At 59.8% G+C, this 2,202-nt stretch carries 1 protein-coding gene and 1 pseudogene; both read right to left on the bottom strand.

Annotated features, from left to right (window positions below):
• Window positions 1–1,231, bottom strand: a pseudogene (gene gltB / locus OQK_RS08810) (glutamate synthase large subunit); the annotation flags it as partial.
• Window positions 1,232–1,845: 614 nt separating this feature from the next.
• The coding region (locus OQK_RS31120; RefSeq protein ID WP_038860784.1) for an SPOR domain-containing protein at window positions 1,846–2,202 on the bottom strand (357 nt) is incomplete at its 5' end.

Raw genomic sequence — 2,202 nt, forward strand, 5'->3', positions numbered from 1 at the left:
TGTCGAGGATCTGCCCGGTTTCGGTATCCACGGCGAAGATCTGGCCAGGGCCGACGCGACCCTTGGCGAGCACGTCTTCGGGCTGGTAGTTCCACACGCCGATTTCCGAGGCGAGGGTGATGAAACCGTTCTTGGTGGTGACCCAGCGCGCCGGGCGCAGACCGTTACGGTCGAGCAGGCACACCGCGTAGCGACCATCGGTCATCACCACGCCGGCCGGACCGTCCCACGGCTCCATGTGCATCGAGTTGTACTCGTAGAACGCACGCAGATCCGGGTCCATGGTTTCGACGTTCTGCCACGCAGGCGGAATGATCATCCGCACGCCACGGAACAGGTCGATGCCACCGGTGACCATCAGTTCGAGCATGTTGTCCATGCTCGAGGAGTCGGAACCGACGCGGTTGACCAGCGGGCCGAGCTCTTCCAGATCCATCAGATCATTGGTGAACTTGGTCCGCCGGGCCTGCGCCCAGTTGCGGTTACCGGTGATGGTGTTGATTTCGCCGTTGTGGGCGAGGAAGCGGAACGGCTGCGCCAGCGGCCATTTCGGCAGGGTGTTGGTAGAGAAGCGCTGGTGGAACACGCAGATTGCGGTTTGCAGGCGTTCGTCACTCAGGTCCGGATAGAACGCGGCCAGGTCGGCCGGCATCATCAGGCCTTTATAGATGATGGTCTTGTGCGAAAAGCTGCAGATGTAGTGGTCGGTGTCAGCGGCGTTGGCCACCGACGAACGGCGACGGGCGCTGAACAGCTTCACCGCCATGTCCTGATCGCTCAGGCCTTCGCCGCCGATGTAGACCTGCTCGATCTGCGGCAGGCGTTCATGGGCGAGGCGGCCGAGGACGCTGGTGTCGATCGGCACTTTGCGCCAGCCGATCAGTTGCAGGCCTTCGGCGAGGATCTCGCGGTTCATGTTCTCGCGAGCGGCTTCGGCCTTGGCCGGATCCTGATTGAAGAACACCATGCCCACGGCATATTGCTTGGGCATATCGACGCCGAAGCTTTCCCGGGCAATGGCTCGCAGGAAGGCGTCGGGTTTTTGAATCAGCAGACCGCAACCGTCACCGGTCTTGCCGTCGGCATTAATCCCACCGCGGTGGGTCATGCAGGTCAGGGCCTCGATGGCCGTTTGCAAAAGGGTATGACTGGGCTCGCCCTGCATATGAGCTATCAGGCCGAAACCGCAGTTATCCTTGAATTCATCTGGTTGGTACAGACCTGCTTTCATAGACACTTTCTCACCAGGCTGCCTCTACTCGAGGCAAATTTCTTTTCAATTCAACCACTTGCGTTCCGCGCCGAACGTACGCCGGCTTAGCGGGGGCAAAAGGGTGGTCATTGTACACAGCGACACAGAGGCTCACAAATTTGACGACGAACTGTCGCAAATTCATGTCGCATTTGTGAAAGGTTTAAAGCGATCTGCTGTGCTAGTCAAAACTTTTTTAATTTTGACCGCAACGACTCAAAGACTACTGTGACGCAGACACCACAAGGCACGCGGCCGCAGGGACGGTTGGCGCTTGCTGGCGAACCGCGTTGCACGCCAACGTGTGCGAGGCAAGGCGCGGGATGCTGCCAATGGTTGTTCCCTTGGCAAATCCCGCAACGCAGCCTCGCACACGTTGGCGCGCAACCCGAAGGGACGCGCCCCATTTTTCGCTGGGCAGCGTTGCTCGGAACTTATTTGGAAAAACCAAACTACGTTCCTCGCGCCTTGCCCAGCAAAAAATGGGGCGGCGTCGCGGTCGTCAGCAAGCGCCAACCGTCCCTGGAGGCGGCGCGCACTCGTAGAAATTTTGAGGTGCTTGGAGAGGCGGCCTGGGTAAGGCCGCCGAATCTTCAGCGAGTTGTTGCCAGTTCCTGTTGGACGCTGGCGACAGTGCGAGGCCAAGGTTTACCAGCCTGAACCTTCGCTGGCAAGGCCTTGATGGCAGAAACGGCCGCATCACGATTGGCAAAGTTGCCGTAGGTGATCACGTAAAGCGGCTTGCCATTGAGGACTTTCTTGAAATAACGGTACTCGCCGCCCTGCTCCTTGACGAAGTTCTGCGCAGCGGTTTCCGAGCTGGTGCCGAGGATCTGCACGACATAGTTGCTGGTCGGCTGACCGGCGTACCAGCTGCCACCGGCAGCCTTGGCCACGGTGACCGGCTTGTCGGCAGGCTTGGCCGGAGCAGGAGCCGGTTTCGCAGCTGG

The sequence above is a fragment of the Pseudomonas sp. R62 genome, from assembly GCF_000257605.1.
GTDB classification, from domain to species: Bacteria; Pseudomonadota; Gammaproteobacteria; order Pseudomonadales; family Pseudomonadaceae; genus Aquipseudomonas; species Aquipseudomonas atacamensis.